Genomic DNA, 16,357 nt, shown 5'->3' on the forward strand with positions numbered 1-16,357 from the left:
GGGGAAAGATCCATGACCACGCTACCCAAAGAGAACTACGTACATGAGTTCTTCCGGATCTTCTTCGCCAACAGTCAACTGGTCAAACGGGTGTTCCTGGTCTTCGCCGTGATCGCCCTGACGCTGCCGTTCGTGCTCAAGCAGAGCTTCGATATCACCGCAGAAGTCATCGTCCAGTCGAAGAAGCTCTCGCAGAGCGATACCAGCTCCGCCCTGTCCCAGGAAGCCGACCAGTTCATCCCGCCGACGCTGGCGGACATGGAGACGGAAAGCAACATCCTGCGTTCGCCGACGCTGATTCGCGAGACCATCAATCAGCTGCGCCAGGAAGGCCACTACGCCGTGGAGCCCAGCCTGCTGCAGCGCGTCGTGACCATTCCGCTGAACGAGTACGTGATCACGCCGATCAAGAACCTCTTCGCCGACGAAGACGCGACCGTACGCGATGGCGAGCTCGACGGCCTTACCGATGAAGCGATCAAGAACCTGACGGTCGAAACCCTGCCGGGCTCGAACGTGATTTCGGTGAACTATGCGGCCGAAGACGGCAAGCTGGGCACCCTCTTCGTCACCAAGCTGCTGGACAACTTCCTGAAGAACCGTCAGGACCTGCAGTCCAACGAACTGCCGGAAAGCTTCTACCAGCAGAAGAAGATGCACTACCAGACCCGCATCGGCGACCTGGAAGGCCAGCGTCTGAACCTGCTTGAAGCCATCAGCTCGTCGGATCCACGCGAGGAAATGACCTTCGGCCTGAACGCCATCAACACCGAAGAGCAGGCACTGAACCAGTCCCGCGATCGCCTGCTGCAGAACCAGCAATGGCTGACCTACCTCAAGAGCAGCATGGCCGCGGCCGGCAAGTCGCGGATGAACGACTACAGCTTCCCCTACACCTTCACCACGACGGTCGATGGGATTGCCCTGGAAGATCGCGAGATCAAGCAACTGGGCGAGATGCTGACCAGCCAGGTAGCCCGTTACAACGCCGATCTGGCGGTGTTCCTGCCGGGCGCCGAAAACATGCTGCTGTTGCGCGAGCAGATCGGCGCCACCCGTGGCCAGTTCCTCAAGGTGGTGCAGAACCGTATCCGCGAGCGCGAACAAGACCTGGCCGTGACCCAGCAGATCATCGACCAGAAGACCCAGCGCATCGCCGACTACAAGGGGCGCATCCACCAGCTGCGCGAAACCCAGAGCAAGACCCGCCAACTGGACACCGAGATCGAAGCGCTGCACAAGGCCTTCTCCACCTACGCCCAGCGTTACGAAGAAAGCCGTGGCCAGGGTCTGCTCGATGGCAGCCAGTCGAACGCCCGCGTCCTCAGCGCGCCGTACGAACCTGCCGCCGCCAGTTTCCCCAAGCCGGGCCTGATCATCCCCTTCGGCTTGCTCACCGGCTTGCTGCTGGCGATTGCCGTGGTCTACGTTAAAGAGTTCTTCGACCATCGCTTCAAGCACCCTGCCCAGATCAGCCGCGAGCTGAACCTGCCTGTGCTGCTGGTGATCAACGAACAGGTCGCAGTCCTGCCCAACCCGCACAAGTCCTGGTCGCTGCCACGGCTGGTGCACTGGGTGCGAAATTGAACGCTGCAATCCACACCGGCGCGCCGCGGATCCTGCACCTGCTAAACAGCGGCGGGTTCTACGGTGCCGAGCGCATGCTCCTGGACCATTGCCAGGCAACGCCTGGGCGCCATCGGGTGCTGTTTCTCGATGCGCCCGAGGACTTGCTGGCGCGCTTTCGCGAGGCCGGTGTGGAGTGCCAGAGGTGCCAGGGACTAGGTGCGCTGCTCAAGGCGCTGCGCGATGAGCGCGGCAATCGGGCGCTGGTCAACAGTCACAATTTCAAAGGGCTGCTGTTCGGTTGGGTAGGCGCCTCGCTCTTGCGCCTGCCGATGGTGATCACTCAGCACGGCTTCACACCGCGCAGCCGCAAGCAACGCTTCTATACCTGGCTGAGCCTGCAGCTGTGCCGTACTCCGACAGTGGGCCGGGTGGTCTGCGTAGCCGAGAGCATCGCGCGCATCCACCGCGATGCGGGGGTTGCCTCGACCAAGCTGCAAGTGATCCCCAATGGCCTCCCGCAAGCGTCGGCCCTGCCGACACGCGGCCATGGCTATGGCCAGTGGCTGGCAGGTTACGTGGGACGATTGAGCAGCGAGAAAGGCCCCGACCTGTTCCTCGACACGCTGATCCCACTGTGCCAGCGCCACCCCAAGGTGCATGCGGTGATGCTCGGCGAAGGACCGGAACGCGCGGTCTTGCAGGCGCGCATCGATGCCGCCGGGCTGACCGCGCGCATCACCCTGCCGGGGTTCCAGCGTGACATGCGTAGCTGGATGGCGCGCCTGGATGCCCTGGTGATCAGCTCGCGCACCGAAGGTACGCCGATGATCCTGCTCGAAGCCATGCAGGACGGCGTGCCGGTCGTGGCCTTCGGCGTGGGCGGCATTCCCGACGTCATCGAGCACGGCCGCAGTGGGCTGCTCGCCAAACCTCTGGCGGTCGACGAGCTGGGCCTGCACCTGCAGGCCTTGCTGGAAGATCCGGCGCAGGCCGCCGAGCTGGTCGCCCGCGCCAGCCAGACCCAACGCGAACGCTACCACCTGCCGACCCTGGCGCAGCATTGGGCCCAGGTCTACCGGGGCACGGCAAAGGAGGCTATTGCATGATCGTTCCACTGTCGCTGGTGGGCCTGGTGGCCCTGGTGTGCCTGGGGCTGCTGGCCAGCCCCTACCCGTTCCTGGCTCCTGGCGGCGTGATCGCCCTCGCTGGCGCGCTGGTGCTCTACCGCAAGCCGGCCTGGGGGCTGCTGGCGATCGTCGCCCTGGTGCCGCTCGAAGGTATCCTCAAGGACAGCCTGCTGTCCGGTGCCAAGCTGGTCGGTATCGGCCTGGCACTGATCCTGTCCCTGCAGCTGGCCGTCGGCCAATTGTCCGGGGAGCGCCTGCGCACCACCCACTGGCTGCTGCTGATACCGTTCATGGTGCTGTACCTGCTGAGCCTGTGGACCAGCGACAACCTGGGTGTGTCCCTGAGCCACATGCGCGAGCTGAGCGTAGGCCTGGTGGTGTTCGGCATCACCTTGCTGATCGGGCGTGACCTGGACCTGCCGACGCTGGCGCGGGTGATGACCGTGACGGTCTGCATCACCTGCCTGTTCGCCATGTTCTCCAGCAAGTACCAGGAAGGCGGTCGCGCTTCGGCGCTGCTCGACCCCAACAACTTCGCCCTGCTGATCACCGTGGCCATGCCCATGGGCCTGTGGCTGGCCTTCAAGGCTCGCCAGCCGCTGCTCAAGCTGTTCTGGGCCGGTTGCTGCCTGCTCCTGCTGGCGGGCATGACCAAGACCGAATCGCGTTCGGGCCTGGTGGTGCTGATGATCAGCCTGGCTATCGTGATCTACAACTACCGGATCCAGGTCGCCCGCATCCGGCCGCGTCATCTGGGCTTCGCCATGCTCGGACTGGCCATCGTCCTGCCGATAGGCGCGGCGATGATGCCCAAGGGCTACGTTGAGCGGATCCAGTCGCTGGTGCTGCTCAAGTCCGGCGCCAACGCGCACAAGGATGAATCGCTGGGCCGTCGCTCGTCATACCTGGTGGTGGGCAAGGAGATGGTCAGCCACAGCCCGGTGCTCGGCACGGGTCCCGGCACCTTCCCGCTGCATTACGCCAAGACCGGCTTCGCCAAGGCCTTCTCGCCTTTCGGCAGCAAGTCCAGCGAGCTGTTCCGCCGCGCGCACAACACCTACCTGGAGATCCTTAGCGAAACCGGCTTGCCGGCCGGCCTGATGTTCATCGGCATGATCGCCCTGGCCATGCGCAATTTCTGGCACGCCCGCACCTGCTGGCTGGCCGCGGGCGACCAGGACAAGGCCGACCTGATGACGCACTTGACCATGACCATGCTGGCCATGGGGCTGTTCCTGATGTTCCTTAGCGCGCCCAACCACAAATACCTATGGATGCTGCTGGCCCTGTCCAGCGTTGTCGTGCGTCATGCCGCCGAGGCACGCACCAAGGAGGTGTTGCGATGAGCCTGATCAGTATCGTCATTCCCATGTTCAACGAAGCCCGACACATCGCCCGCACCCTGGAAGCGGCACGACTGGCCGCCGACGAGGCGGGCCTTGCCTGCGAACTGGTGGTCGTCGACAACGGCTCCAGCGACGCGGGCCCCATCATTGCCCGCGAGCAGGGCGCCCGAGTCCTGAGCCAGCCCGGCCTGGCCATCGGCGCCCTGCGCAACTACGGCGCGCGCAACTGCAAGGGCGACTGGTTGGCGTTTCTCGACGCCGACATCGAAGTGCCCAGCAACTGGCTGCGTCTGTTGGTGGATCTGCAGCGTCGCGGCGAAGGCGACGTCTTCGCCCTGGACTGCGATACCCCGCAGCAGGCGCCATGGTTCGCCTACGCCTGGCAACGGCGCACGCTTCGCGCCGGCCAGACAGTACAGGACAGCAGCTGGCTACCGACGCCCAACCTGCTGATGCGTCGTCAGTGGTTCGACAAGGTCGGCGGGTTCGACGAGCGCCTGCGTACCGGCGAGGACAAGGATTTCACCCTGCGCCTGCATCAGGCCGGCGCGCGTTTGCGCGTGCTGCGTCAGCCGGTGGTCCTGCACTGGGGCTTCGAAGGCAGCTGGGCCGAATGGCTGGGCAAGGAAATGTGGCGCCAGGGCAGCCATCTGCAATTGCTGCGCAGCAACGGCCTGAGCTTGCGTCTGCTGCGCTTCCCCCTGTTGTCCCTGGCGATCTGGCTGTTCGACGCCGTGGCCTTGTCCTTGTTGCTGTCGGGCAACGGCGAAGCGGCGCTGTATCTGCTTCTGGCGGGTGCCTTGCCGGCCCTGGCCTTGAGCTTGCGCCAGAGCCTGAAACACCGCGACGCGTTGTTCGCCCTGCAACTCTGGGGCCTGCATGGCGTCCGTCTGCACCTGGCCGGGGCGGCCTTCGTGCTCAGCCTGTTCAATCGCACTGCAAGGAGGCCCGCTCGTGGCTGAGATCATTTTCTGGTTGTGTCTGCTGTTACCCCTGTATGCCTGGCTCGGCTATCCCGTCCTGCTGACCCTGGCCGCTCCGTTCTTCGCCAAGCACCGCCCCAGTGCGCTGGCGCCGCAGAAAGTCAGCGTAGTCATCGCCGCGCACAATGAGGAACGGCATATCAGCGACAAGCTGCGCAGCGTCCTGGACCAGGACTACAAGGCAGCGGAGCTGCAGATCGTGGTGGCCAGCGATGGTTCCAGCGACCGCACCGTGGAATTCGCTCGCAGCCTGGGCGATGCGCGGATACAGGTGCTCGACTTGCCTCGGCTGGGCAAGGCCGGGGTACTCAACACCGCGGTGAGCGGTTGCCGCGGCGACATCCTGGTGTTCACCGACGCCGATAATCAATGGGCCGGCGACACGCTTCGCCTGCTGCTGGCCCCGTTCGGCGATGCCAGGGTGGGTGGCACCGCCGGGCACATGATCATTCCAGATCCGGGCAAGGGCCTGAGCCTGGGCGACAGCCTCTACCGCCACTATGAAGCGTGGTTGCGCAAGGTCGAGAATCGCACCGGCTGCATGGTCTCGGCCGACGGCGCGCTGCTGGCGGTGCGCCGCGAGCTGTACCAGGCCATCCCGAAAGAGGTCAACGACGATTTCTTCATCAGTACCTGCGCGCCGGCCGCCGGCAAGCGCATCGTCTATGTGCACGACGCCGTGGTGCTTGACCAGGGCGTGGACGAGGCCGACAAGCAGTTTCGTCGGCGCCAGCGGGTCACGGTGGGCGGGTTGCTGAGCCTGGCGGCTCGCCGTGAGCTGCTCAACCCCATGCGCTACGGTTTGTATGCGGTGGCCTTGATCAGCCACAAGCTGATTCGCCGACTGGCACCGGTGTTGTTGCTCCCCTTGTTGCTGGCCAGTGCCTGGCTGGCTGACGAACCTGGCTTCTATCGCCTGGCCCTGGAGGCACAGCTGCTGGGTTACGCGATCGCCGTCGTCGGCTTGCTCGACGCACGCCACCGCTTGCCCAAGCCGTTCCGCCTCGCCGCTTTCGTGCTGGTCACCCTGGCGGGCATGTGTGTCGGTGTGTGGCAGTTCCTGCGAGGGCACAGCTACAGCCAATGGAACCCTGACCAGAATCGATGAGCACAGGCCAAATGCCGATCAAGTCCCGTATCAAGCAGGCCAGCGGATGGCTGTACCTGACGTCTTCCAAGGGACGCGCCGAATTGCGCGGTTCCGGAGTGATCCTCATGCTCCATCGTGTGCTGGCCGACGATGCCAGTGCCGCCCTGCCCCATCGCAACGAGCTGTGCGTCGGTCAGCGAGCCTTCGAAGGGCTGCTGCGCTGGCTGCCCCGGCATTTCGACTGCGTGAGCCTGATGGACCTGCTCAAGGTCCACGAACAACCGCGCGGCAACGCTCGGCCCAAGATTGCCCTGACGTTCGACGACGGCTGGCGCGATAACGCCGTCAATGCCTTCCCTCTGTTGCAGAAGTATCAGGTGCCCGCAAGCATCTTCCTGTCCACCGACTTCATCGGCAGCCGCCAGCGGTTCTGGTGGGAGAGCATGGGCGAGACCTTGTGGGGCACCTATGGCGAGCAAGCGCGGCATCACCTGATCGAGCAACTGCGCAAGATCGGCCGCCCCTTGCCCGCCGCCTACTTCATGAACGAGCGTTGCAACGCGCGCAGCCTGTCCCTGGCGCGCTACTTGCAGAGCCTCAAGAATCTCAGCCCTCAGGCCCTGCACATGCTGACCGATGCCTGCCCGACCGAGTCCATGCCCCAGGCGATGGATTATGAACAGGTGCGTGAATTGGAGAATTCGGGGCTGGTGCGCTTTGGTCCCCACGGCGCCAGCCACGCGCTGTTGCCCTTCCTCGACGACCAGAGCCTGGATATCGAACTGCAGCGCAGCCACGACGCGCTGCAGCAAGGCTGCCAGCAGCCGCTGCCAGTGTATTGCTATCCCAACGGTGACCATGATGCGCGGGTGCGCGCCCGTGTGGCCGCGCACCAGTACCCCTATGCATTGAGCACACGCCCCGGCATTTGCCGGGGCCAAGACGATCCGCTGGCATTGCCGCGGATCAGTGTCAGTCAGCACAGCGCCAGTCGGCCGTTGTTGCTGGCCTGGCGAATCAGCCGCGGAGGCCGCGCATGAACCGCAACCTTTACATGCGCCATCTGGCAATGAGCATGGGCACCAAGCTGTTGATGATTGCCCTGCGCCTGGCGCGCAACGTGCTGTTGGCGCGCATCCTGGGGCCTAGCGAACGCGGCCTGTTCGCCTTGCTCAGTTCCCTTCCGGAGATGATCAGCGCCGCGACCAGCGGCGGCCTTAACAGCGCGGTCGGCTACCAGGCGGCGAAACAGCGGCCGATGGGTCTGCTCCTGACCCAGGTGCTCGTCTACGGCTGCATGCTGGCGGGTACCCTGACCCTGATCTGCGTGGTACTGGTGCGCGAATACGGCACCGAACTCGAAGTCACGATCCAGCTTGGCATGCTGGCCTGGCTATTGCTGCTGGCCGTGCCGATGACCGTGCTCAAGAGCGGCCTGCTGACCCTGCACAATGCCAGTGGCGGTGTCGTGGCCTTCAATGCGTTGCGACTGACCGAGTCGCTCGCGCCCCTGGTTCTGTTCCTGGCGATGTTCTGGATGTGGAGGGACCACGCACTGGAAGCTGCCGTGGTCAGTTGGCTGGCCGGCATCTGCGTGGTCCTGATGATGGGCCTGTGGTGGCTTGGCCGGGGCCGTTCGATCGCTTTGTGCTGGGACCGCGCCGGCCAGCGCGAGCTTCTGACCTACAGCGCCCGCAGCCATCCCGATGTGCTCTTCCAGCAGATGATCCTGCGTTCGGACTACCTGTTCATCGGCGCCATCCTGGGCAGTACCGCGCTGGGGCACTACGCCATGGCCAGTGCCGCGGCCGAGCTGCTGCTGATCGTGCCCGAGGCGGTCACCACGCCACTGATGAAGCGTCTGCTGCAGCAGGATGCCGGGATGGACAAGATCACTCCGCTGGCCCTGCGCCTGACCGCGACCGTCATGATCGGCGCCTGCCTGGCCATGGCAGTGATCGGGGAATGGCTGATCGTCACGCTGTTCGGCGCCGAATACCAACCGGCATACACGGCCTTGCTGGCGCTGCTGCCAGGGCTGCTGGGGCTGTGCTACGCAAGCATCCTGCGCCTGGACCTGCTGGGCAAGAACCGTCCCGGCGCCGTGTCGATGATGATGGGGGCAGGCGCCACGATCAACCTTGTCCTCAACCTCTTCCTGATCCCGCACTACGGCATCGTCGGCGCTGCCATCTCTTCGTCCATCGCCTACCTGGTGGTGACGGCGGCCATGCTGACGCTCTACTGCCGGCTCAGCGAGGTCCCGCTGTGGCGAACCCTGATCATCCTGCCCAGCGACCTCGCGCCGCTGCGCCAGATGTTGCAACGGGGGACCGCGTGAACCGCCGGACCCAATGGCCCCTGCCGGAAGCGCCAGTGGCCGCTCCGGTGGCCCGGCCTGCCCGCTCGGACCGCGAGCATGGCCAGATCACGTTTCAACCGCAAGAGCAGACCCCGTCCGCCCTGGCCTGGAGCGCGTTATGACGACGCGGCACGACCTGCTCAGAACAGGAGGCACCATGAGTGCAATAAGCAAGATTCAGGAGCGTATCAAGCGCAAGGGAATGCGTTCGACCCTGGCAAGCGCCTTTCGGCGTTTTGTCTTCTACCACTGGGAGCTGCTCTGGATGGAGCGCGACCTGGTCAGCCAGGTCCCTCCACACCGGCTCAAACCTTACTCTGGCCTGCGTGTCGAGCCTATCAAGGTACACAACGTGAAAGCTTTTGCTCGGCATTTTGGCGACCGTGTGGAAACCATGCGCGAACTGGCCGCCGAGGGTCATACCGGACTGATGTTCCTGGACGAAAATGACGACTGCGTGGCATTCATCTGGGGCAGTGCGCGGCATTATCACGACCGCCATTTCTATGGCTGCTGGTTCCCGGTGAACTCGGGCGAGTTCTTCGAATTCGGTGGCGAACTGACCCGCAAGTACTGGGGCACCCAGCTGTCGGTCGACTTGCAGCTGGCATTGTGGAAAGCCATGGCTGCGCAAGGCTGCACCAAGGTGGTCGACGTGTGCGAAAACCATAATATTCCAGCGCTCAAGCTGCACCTGCGCATGGGTTACAAGGAACAAGGACGGATCATGAACGTATATTGCCTGTTCGGTCGCTGGAAGTTCTATCGCGAGACCCGCTACAGTGAATCGCGCCTGGAGGCGCTCCGCAAACCGGCGCCGCAGGGCGCGACGGCCACGGTGTCCTGAGCCTATGAGCGTACAACTGACCTGGTGCGATTCGCTGCGTGCCGACGACTTTCCCGCCGTCGACTACGAGCATTTGCGCCAGCGCCTGCCAGGCGCGACACCGTTCAATCATCTGGGTTGGCTGCGCGCCGCCGAGCTGGCCTTGCAACCCGGGCAACAACTGCGCGTATTGCTTGGGCATCAGCAAGGCAAGCTGTGCCTGTGCCTGCCGCTGGTACGCGAGGCCGAAGCCTTCGGGCCGGTCCGGCTGTCCGTGGTCCGGCACCTGGGCCACCCGTTGAGCGACCGTATCGCCCTGCTCATCGACCTGCCGCCTGGCGCGGCTGGCCAGGTACTGCGGGCCATCCGCCGGGGGCTGCCGCATGCCGTCCTGCAATTGAGCGAGATACCCGGCGAACATACCGACGACAGCTGGCTGGGGCGATGGGCCCGACGCAGTTCGACCTTCGAGCGGCGACTGACCTGCCGTGTGCCGGTGCATCGCATCACCGAAAGCGATCGCCAGGAAGTCAGCGGCGACCCGCGCTACAAATTGCGCCGCGCACGCAAACGCATCAATGCCTGCGGCGCACAGGTGCGTCGGATCATACCCACCTCGCAGGACATCGAAGGGCTGCTGGCCGCCGTGAGCGCCGTGGAAGCGGCCAGCTGGAAAGGCGACGACGAGGTCGGCATCTTCTCCGGCGAGCAGCGCAGCCAGTGGATGCACCAGGCCTTCACCGCCCTGGCCGCCGAGGGGCTGGTGTGCCTTGTCCTGCTGGAGCTGGACGGTCGCTGCATCAGCTACCGTCTCTGTTTGCTCGAGCGCGGCCGCGTCTATGACTACAACCTGGCCTTCGTGCCCACCTACCGCGACCTGGGTAGCGGCCGGGTCTTGCTGGAAGAGCTGATCCACTGGGGCTTGGACGAAGGTTGGGAGTGGGTCGACGCTTCACGTGTCAGCCTGGAGAACTCCAGCCACCAGTTGCACGAGCGCATGACCGATCAGATCGAACAATGGCGCCTGAGCTGCTACAGCTGGCGCCCCGACGGCCTCGTACTGGGCATCGCCCTGCGCTGCTGGCAGTGGATCAAGCCACGCCTGCGCCAGTACCGCGCCAATCGCGCGCCCGTCACCCTTGAGTCTTCAACACAGGAGAGTCCTGATGCCATCACAGGTCATAGTCAACGCTGACGATTTCGGGCTCGATGCCTGCACCAACGCTGTGATCCTCCATGCATTCCAGGCAGGTCTGCTCAGCTCGGCCACGGCAATGGCCAACATGCCTGCTTTCGCGGGGGCTTGCATCCTGGCCCAGCAACCCTTGTTGAGAGGACGCATCGGCCTGCATTTCAACCTGACCTACGGGCCGGCGATGAGCCAGGCCATCCTTGACGAAAAACGCTTCTGCACCGCCCAGGGCGAGTTCGACCTGAGCGTCAAGCGCAGCGCCCTGCGCCTGTCCCGTCGCGAGCGCAACGCGGTGGAACAGGAACTCGAGGCGCAATGGCAGCATTGCCTGAATCACGGGCTGACGCCAAGCCACGTGGACTCCCATCAGCACGTGCACAATATCTGGCCCATCGGCGAGATCGTCGCCCGCTTCGCCCGGCAACAGGGTGTGCCTGTGCGCCTGGCGCGCAATATCGGCCCGAATATCGGCCTGGCGAAACGGGCCTACAAGACGCTGCTCAACTGGCGCCTGCAACAGCTTTGCGGGGTGACTGCCGACTATGTCTGCACGCCTGGCGACGTGAAGGCCGGCCTGGCCCCGGACCATGCCGTGCTGGAAGTGGTGACGCACCCGAGCGCCTTGGGCGTCCGTGATTTCGGCGATTCCTATCTGGATCCGGGCGAATCGTTGATGGCGCTGGTCGATCTGCACCTGGCCGACATACCGCGCGTGGGTTATGGCGCACTGGCGCGCGCAATGCCGGACACGAAAACGACGCGTACCGCCTGAGGAGCCGCGCTGCTCTCTACGGGCAGCGCGTCCGGGAAGGATAACCTGCGCCATCAACGACCTCGCCTGCCAGTGCTTCCTGTACCTTCCAGCGAACAGGCCGGACGATTGCTCGACCTGACCTTACGAGACTTCCGGCGACGGCACCGACCATTGACCTCGCAGGCGCCGTCGCTGCGGATTGTCCAGTATCCATCGTTGCAGCTCCGCGGCCGGCATGGGCCTGGCCAACAGGAATCCCTGGCCCTGGTCACAGCCGGCATTGCGCAGGAAGTCGTATTGGGCCTGGGTCTCGATACCTTCCGCGGTGATGCGAAAGCCCAGCGCATGGCCCAGGTCGATGATCGCTCGGGCAATGGCCACGGCGTCATCGTCGACGGGCAAATCCTTGATGAAGGCACGGTCGATCTTCAGGTGGTCGATCGGCAAGGCGCGCAGGTACGCCAAAGACGAATAGCCTGTGCCAAAGTCGTCCACCGCGGTGGTCACGCCCATTTCCTGCAATTGCGACAGCACCTTGAAGGCCTGCTGGCTTTCCATCAGCAGGCTTTCGGTGATCTCGACTTCCAGCAGGTTGGGTGAAAGGCCGTGCCGGTGCAGCGCCGCGTCGAGCACCGCCACGTAATCGCTGCGTTCGATCTGCAAGGCCGCGACGTTGATGGCCATGGTCCCTGGCAGGCATTCGGCTTTCTGCCAGGCGGACAACTGGGCACAGGCGAGCTCCAGCACATGTTCGCCAAGCGGCAGAATCAGCCCGGTAGATTCGGCCAGCGGGATGAAGGCGCCCGGTGACACCAGGCCGTGCACCGGATCGCGCCAGCGCACCAGGGCCTCGACCCCTTCGAGACGACCGCTGAACAGGTCGACCTTGGGCTGGTACCACAGCTCGAACTCATGACTCGCCAGCGCCCGACGCAGATTGCGCTCCAGATCCAGGCGTTGCTGCAGGCGCAGGGTCAGGTCCGGATGGTATGGCCGCCAGGCATTGCGTCCGCCCTCCTTCGCCGCATACATCGCGGTGTCGGCATGGCGCAGGAGGCTGTCGGTATCGCTACCGTGCGAGGGGCACCAGGCGATTCCTATGCTCCCGGTGACCAGCGCGGCATTGCCGTTCAGCTCGAATGGCCGCTGCAGCGTGCAGAGCAAGGCGTTCAACTGCTCCTGGACGCGGATCGAGTCGCCTTGGAGCATGAACACGAACTCGTCGCCCCCCAGGCGGCTGACGCGATCCCAGACGTCCAGCTCCTGACGAAAGCGCGCCGTGGCTTGTTGCAGCAGCAGATCACCCATGGCGTGGCCAAGGCTGTCATTGACCTGCTTGAAGCCGTCGATGTCCAGCATCAGCACCGCCAGGTCGCGGTCCTCGCCGATGGCTTGCATCAATTGCTGCTGGAACAGCACACGGTTGGGCAAGCCGGTGATGGGGTCGTAGTGGGCCAGACGTTCGAGCTGGGCCTGGGACTGGCGCAGTTCGCGATTGCGCTGCTGCACCAGGCGGTTGCTGCGGTTGAGCTGGGCCACGAAGAGGCTGAACAACGCCGTGCAGCTCAAGGCGAAGATGAACAGCGGCGAGGCGAACAGACTCAGCACCGGCCAACCGCCGCGGGGCGCTGCCACCAGTTGCCAGATACCGCCTGGGACCTCGACGTTCAGGCTTACCAAGGGGTTGTCGAACAGACTCCCATCGCCCCAGATCAGCGCGCCTGCGGCGCCCTTGCCGTCGGCACCGCGCACGGCCAACTGGAACTCCGGGTCGGCTTGCAGACCGGCCGCCTGGAGCAAGCGATCAACGTCGGCAATGACCGACACATTGCCCCAGTACAACCGTACCCCGCGCTTGCCATCGAGGAAGACCGGCCGTCGGTAGATCAGCGCCCGGCCGCCTTGTACCAGGTGCACCGGCCCCGCCAGCACGGCACGTTGCTGTTCGCGTGCCCACTCCAGCATCGGGAATTGTTCCGGCACCTTGCGATAGTCAAGGCCCAGCACGCCAAGGTTGCCATGCAGCGGGTAGACCGCCGCGACGATGTCCCCAGGCGCCATGACCACGTGCCGCATGTACGGGATAGACGCCAGAGCTTCGCGCGCCATCCCTTGGAAGTGCTCGGCGCTGATGTGGCCATCGGCGCCGATCAACTGGGCGATCCCCTCGGTCTCGCCGAATGCCGCCCGCAACTGCGCCTCCAACCCGGCGCGCACGCCTGACAGGCGTGCGGCGATGTTGGCGATCTGGTCACTTTCCTGGCGTTGCACGTCCAGGCGCCCGAGCACCACGGACAAGCCGATCCCTACCAGGGTAAAACCGATCGGCAACAGCCGATGAATCGCGCGGCGCAGCTTGCAGACGGCGGGTGGCCGGTCATTGGGGAGGCAAGGTGGTATCGTCATAGGCTTGCGATCGAGGTGGATTCAAGTTGTATCGGCGCAGGGTAGCCATTATTGAGCCAGACCGGCGTTTTTTTGGTCAGCTATGAAGGGTCGGCTTCGAAAGCCAGGGGGCGCGGATCGCTCAATGCCCCCCCGAAGAACGAACACCAGTTTGATCTTGTACTGGAAGTAGCGTTGCAGGCGCTTTGCTTGTAGCGTGTGAGAAGTCACCCAGGCGCGTGAAATGGCGGAGTGTCATGCGAATCATAGAAAAAAATGCGGCTCTGGTCCGAACCTTGACCCCGGCCGAAGAGGAGCTGCTCGGCGGGTTCGCGCTCGGCACCCTGGTCGGCCCTCGTCTGCTGCAGGCCAACCAGTTGCTGATGAAGGTGCGCAATGGTGGTCACTGGCTGGCCTGCGATTGCCGCAAGGACGCTCTGCCGGTACTCAACGTGACGCTCAACGGTCATACCGGCACATTGTTCCTCAAGAACAACCCTGGCACTGCGGAGCACGTGGCCGGTTGCCCATTCACCAAGGATGAACGCGAAGCCGCCGAACGCGACGCCGATGCCGCGCCACCGGCAGCCTGGCTGCCGCCCGATACGCCATTGCGCCTGATCGGCGATTTTCGCAAAGCCCCGCAGAACGGCACCGGCGTCATCAGCGAGGGCAGCGAAAGGCACGAACAGCAACGCCTGCTTTCCCTGCTGCTGACCCTGATCGAAACCAGTGGTCTGAACCTGTACGCCACCCACCTCAAGAAGGACCTGACCGGCCAGTTCGCCGAGCTGCGCAGCGTTGCCAGCCGCTATCCGTTGCTGGAGCGGGTTCCCGCCAGCAACTACCTGGAAACGCGCCTGGACATGAAGCACATGATGATGCTCAAGGCACGGCTGCGCGAGGCCACCGTGTTTGGCGGCCATCGCCGCCATGGGCTACTGCTCGACTGCATCGACGAGATAAAAGGCAGGAAGGTTCACAATGCGCGCAGCGAGGACGGCTTCGACTTCCAGGGCCATCATCTGCTCTGGGGCGGTGCGAAGACCCCCGGGCCACTGCTGGCGCTGGCGCTGTACTCCCCGGCCACGGCGGGCAGCCATTTCTATGAACTGATCCATGTGGCCAGCGTGCCGGTACTGTCCCGGGTGCATCTGTTCCCGGTGTACCGCGATGAGGAACGCGAGCCGCTCAAGGCCCTGGTGTCACTGATCGACTGGATGGCGGGCAAGGGCGTGAAAGTGCTGATGCGACGGCCGGTCATCGGTGGCCAGGTGATGGACGAACTGGTGCTGACCTCCGACCAGGATCGCGTGCTCTCGGTGTCCCTGACCCAGGAGCCGCTGGGCCCCGAGCCCGAAACCGAGCATTTCAAGCGCTATGCCGACTTCAAGAGCCTGGAGACCTTCCGCAAGTACGTGGCCGGGTTCTTCATGCGCGAGCGGTAGCCGGATGGGATCGTAGGCCCCAGGGTCGCTCGCGCCGCCCTCGAGCCCGATCCACGCTCTGCATGAGCATCGCCACCACAGTCGGTGCGCGCGCCCGAGCACCGTCCTCTAAAACGCCGCCTTGAAAATTGCCTCGATTTCCGCCTGGCTTGCCGTTCGCGGGTTGGTCAGGCCACAGGCGTCCTTCAACGCGTTGGCCGCGAGGAGCGGCACATCCTCGGTCCGGACACCCAGCTCGGCGAGCCCGCGAGGTATACCGATCGCCGCTGCCAGTTGCTCGATGGCGGTTATCGCCGCGGCAGCGCCTTGCGACGTCTCCAGGCCGCACACCTTGACCCCCATCGCCCTGGCCACGTCCGATAACCGCGAGGCGCACTCCAGGGAGTTGAAACGTTGTACATGCGGGAGCAGCACTGCGTTGCATACCCCATGCGGCAGGTCATAGAAGCCGCCAAGCTGGTGGGCCATGGCATGCACGTAGCCCAGGGAGGCATTGTTGAACGCCATGCCCGCCAGGAACTGGGCATACACCATGTTCTCCCGCGCCTTGAGATCGCCGCCGTCGGCCACCGCCTGGCGCAGGTTGGCATTGATCAGGCTGATCGCCTTGAGAGCGCAAGCGTCCGTGATCGGCGTCGCGGCCGTGGAGACGTAGGCTTCGATGGCGTGGGTCAGCGCGTCCATGCCGGTAGCCGCGGTCAACGCCTTGGGCATGCCGACCATTAGCGCGGGATCGTTGACCGACATCAGCGGCGTGACATTGCGGTCGACGATGGCCATTTTCACATGCCGCGACTCATCGGTAATGATGCAGAAACGGGTCATTTCGCTGGCAGTGCCGGCGGTGGTGTTGATGGCGATCAGCGGCAGTTGCGGACGGCTGGAACGGTCGACGCCCTCATAGTCGCGGATATGCCCGGAGTTGGTGGCGCACAGGGAGATCCCCTTGGCGCAATCGTGAGGCGAACCGCCACCGAGGGAGATCACGCAATCGCAGTGTTCACGCCGCAGCATCGCCAGGCCGTCCTCGACATTGGCGATGCTCGGGTTGGGCTTGGCGCCGTCGAAGATCACCGTGCGGATGTCGCGCTGGGCCAGTTTCCCGGCGATGTCCTCGGCCATCCCGGCCTTGGCAAGGCCGACATCGGTGACGATAAGCGCCTTGCGCAGGCCATGCCCGGCAATGGCGTCCAGGGCTTCGTCCAGGCAATCGATGCCCATGATGTTCACTGCGGGGATGAAGAAAGTGCTGCTCATGGCCAGCTCCTCATGCAT

The 16,357-nt window shown here is 64.4% G+C and carries 14 protein-coding genes; 12 read left to right on the forward strand and 2 right to left on the reverse strand.

The window, feature by feature from the left end; translation table 11 throughout:
• Positions 1-12: 12 nt before the first annotated feature.
• Genes G7009_RS00390 through G7009_RS00440 form a run of 11 tightly spaced genes read left to right on the forward strand, consistent with a single transcriptional unit; the run spans position 13 to position 11,267 of the window.
• Complete coding sequence (locus G7009_RS00390; RefSeq protein WP_181128003.1) at positions 13-1,587, forward strand: GumC family protein; 1,575 nt, start codon at positions 13-15, stop codon at positions 1,585-1,587.
• Positions 1,584-2,675, forward strand: a complete 1,092-nt coding sequence (locus tag G7009_RS00395) for a glycosyltransferase family 4 protein (RefSeq protein ID WP_258197815.1) — start codon at positions 1,584-1,586, stop codon at positions 2,673-2,675. The genes G7009_RS00390 and G7009_RS00395 overlap by 4 nt, the downstream gene beginning before the upstream one ends.
• Positions 2,672-4,042 carry an O-antigen ligase family protein gene (locus G7009_RS00400; protein WP_181128004.1) on the forward strand — a complete coding sequence of 457 codons (1,371 nt, stop codon included), beginning with the start codon at positions 2,672-2,674 and terminating at the stop codon, positions 4,040-4,042. The genes G7009_RS00395 and G7009_RS00400 overlap by 4 nt, the downstream gene beginning before the upstream one ends.
• The gene (locus G7009_RS00405; RefSeq protein ID WP_181128005.1) at positions 4,039-5,004 is read left to right on the forward strand and encodes a glycosyltransferase family 2 protein; all 966 of its coding nucleotides are present in this window, start codon (positions 4,039-4,041) and stop codon (positions 5,002-5,004) included. Before G7009_RS00400 ends, G7009_RS00405 begins: the two co-directional genes overlap by 4 nt.
• On the forward strand, positions 4,997-6,133 hold the full coding sequence (locus G7009_RS00410; RefSeq protein WP_181128006.1) for a glycosyltransferase: 1,137 nt from the start codon (positions 4,997-4,999) through the stop codon (positions 6,131-6,133). Before G7009_RS00405 ends, G7009_RS00410 begins: the two co-directional genes overlap by 8 nt.
• A gap of 11 nt (positions 6,134-6,144) precedes the next feature.
• On the forward strand, positions 6,145-7,155 hold the full coding sequence (locus G7009_RS00415) for a polysaccharide deacetylase family protein (protein ID WP_181128007.1): 1,011 nt from the start codon (positions 6,145-6,147) through the stop codon (positions 7,153-7,155).
• The gene (locus tag G7009_RS00420) at positions 7,152-8,456 is read left to right on the forward strand and encodes an oligosaccharide flippase family protein (protein WP_181128008.1); all 1,305 of its coding nucleotides are present in this window, start codon (positions 7,152-7,154) and stop codon (positions 8,454-8,456) included. Before G7009_RS00415 ends, G7009_RS00420 begins: the two co-directional genes overlap by 4 nt.
• Positions 8,453-8,599 carry a hypothetical protein gene (locus G7009_RS00425; protein ID WP_181128009.1) on the forward strand — a complete coding sequence of 49 codons (147 nt, stop codon included), beginning with the start codon at positions 8,453-8,455 and terminating at the stop codon, positions 8,597-8,599. Before G7009_RS00420 ends, G7009_RS00425 begins: the two co-directional genes overlap by 4 nt.
• 35 nt (positions 8,600-8,634) lie before the next feature.
• Complete coding sequence (locus G7009_RS00430) at positions 8,635-9,324, forward strand: GNAT family N-acetyltransferase (protein WP_181128010.1); 690 nt, start codon at positions 8,635-8,637, stop codon at positions 9,322-9,324.
• Positions 9,325-9,328: 4 nt separating this feature from the next.
• A complete protein-coding gene (locus tag G7009_RS00435; RefSeq protein ID WP_181128011.1) occupies positions 9,329-10,498 on the forward strand; it encodes a GNAT family N-acetyltransferase in 1,170 nt (389 codons plus the stop codon).
• Entirely contained in the window at positions 10,470-11,267 is a 798-nt protein-coding gene (locus G7009_RS00440) for a ChbG/HpnK family deacetylase (RefSeq protein ID WP_181128012.1), read from the forward strand. The genes G7009_RS00435 and G7009_RS00440 overlap by 29 nt, the downstream gene beginning before the upstream one ends.
• Positions 11,268-11,390: 123 nt before the next feature.
• Here G7009_RS00440 and G7009_RS00445 read toward each other — a convergent pair whose 3' ends face one another.
• Positions 11,391-13,655: a putative bifunctional diguanylate cyclase/phosphodiesterase gene (locus G7009_RS00445; RefSeq protein ID WP_181128013.1), complete on the reverse strand. Its 2,265-nt coding sequence runs from the start codon at positions 13,653-13,655 to the stop codon at positions 11,391-11,393.
• 236 nt (positions 13,656-13,891) lie between these two features.
• On the opposite strand from G7009_RS00445, the gene G7009_RS00450 reads away from it, so the two are divergent.
• Positions 13,892-15,082 carry a hypothetical protein gene (locus G7009_RS00450; protein ID WP_181128014.1) on the forward strand — a complete coding sequence of 397 codons (1,191 nt, stop codon included), beginning with the start codon at positions 13,892-13,894 and terminating at the stop codon, positions 15,080-15,082.
• A 108-nt stretch (positions 15,083-15,190) separates the two neighbouring features.
• Here the strand turns inward: G7009_RS00450 and yiaY are convergent, their stop codons facing one another.
• Positions 15,191-16,339: an L-threonine dehydrogenase gene (gene yiaY, locus G7009_RS00455; RefSeq protein ID WP_181128015.1), complete on the reverse strand. Its 1,149-nt coding sequence runs from the start codon at positions 16,337-16,339 to the stop codon at positions 15,191-15,193.
• Positions 16,340-16,357: the final 18 nt, after the last annotated feature.

Origin of the sequence: Pseudomonas capeferrum (genome assembly GCF_013523055.1) — a bacterium.
Classification (GTDB): Bacteria; Pseudomonadota; Gammaproteobacteria; order Pseudomonadales; family Pseudomonadaceae; genus Aquipseudomonas; species Aquipseudomonas capeferrum_A.

What these genes read in the sequence shown, in the direction of transcription:
- yiaY (WP_181128015.1), bottom strand. Translation starts at nt 16,339, where the DNA reads ATGAGCAGCACTTTCTTCATCCCCGCAGTGAACATCATGGGCATCGAT.
- G7009_RS00435 (WP_181128011.1), top strand. Translation starts at nt 9,329, where the DNA reads ATGAGCGTACAACTGACCTGGTGCGATTCGCTGCGTGCCGACGACTTT.
- G7009_RS00430 (WP_181128010.1), top strand. Translation starts at nt 8,635, where the DNA reads ATGAGTGCAATAAGCAAGATTCAGGAGCGTATCAAGCGCAAGGGAATG.
- G7009_RS00450 (WP_181128014.1), top strand. Translation starts at nt 13,892, where the DNA reads ATGCGAATCATAGAAAAAAATGCGGCTCTGGTCCGAACCTTGACCCCG.
- G7009_RS00445 (WP_181128013.1), bottom strand. Translation starts at nt 13,655, where the DNA reads ATGACGATACCACCTTGCCTCCCCAATGACCGGCCACCCGCCGTCTGC.
- G7009_RS00405 (WP_181128005.1), top strand. Translation starts at nt 4,039, where the DNA reads ATGAGCCTGATCAGTATCGTCATTCCCATGTTCAACGAAGCCCGACAC.
- G7009_RS00400 (WP_181128004.1), top strand. Translation starts at nt 2,672, where the DNA reads ATGATCGTTCCACTGTCGCTGGTGGGCCTGGTGGCCCTGGTGTGCCTG.
- G7009_RS00415 (WP_181128007.1), top strand. Translation starts at nt 6,145, where the DNA reads ATGCCGATCAAGTCCCGTATCAAGCAGGCCAGCGGATGGCTGTACCTG.
- G7009_RS00440 (WP_181128012.1), top strand. Translation starts at nt 10,470, where the DNA reads ATGCCATCACAGGTCATAGTCAACGCTGACGATTTCGGGCTCGATGCC.
- G7009_RS00390 (WP_181128003.1), top strand. Translation starts at nt 13, where the DNA reads ATGACCACGCTACCCAAAGAGAACTACGTACATGAGTTCTTCCGGATC.
- G7009_RS00420 (WP_181128008.1), top strand. Translation starts at nt 7,152, where the DNA reads ATGAACCGCAACCTTTACATGCGCCATCTGGCAATGAGCATGGGCACC.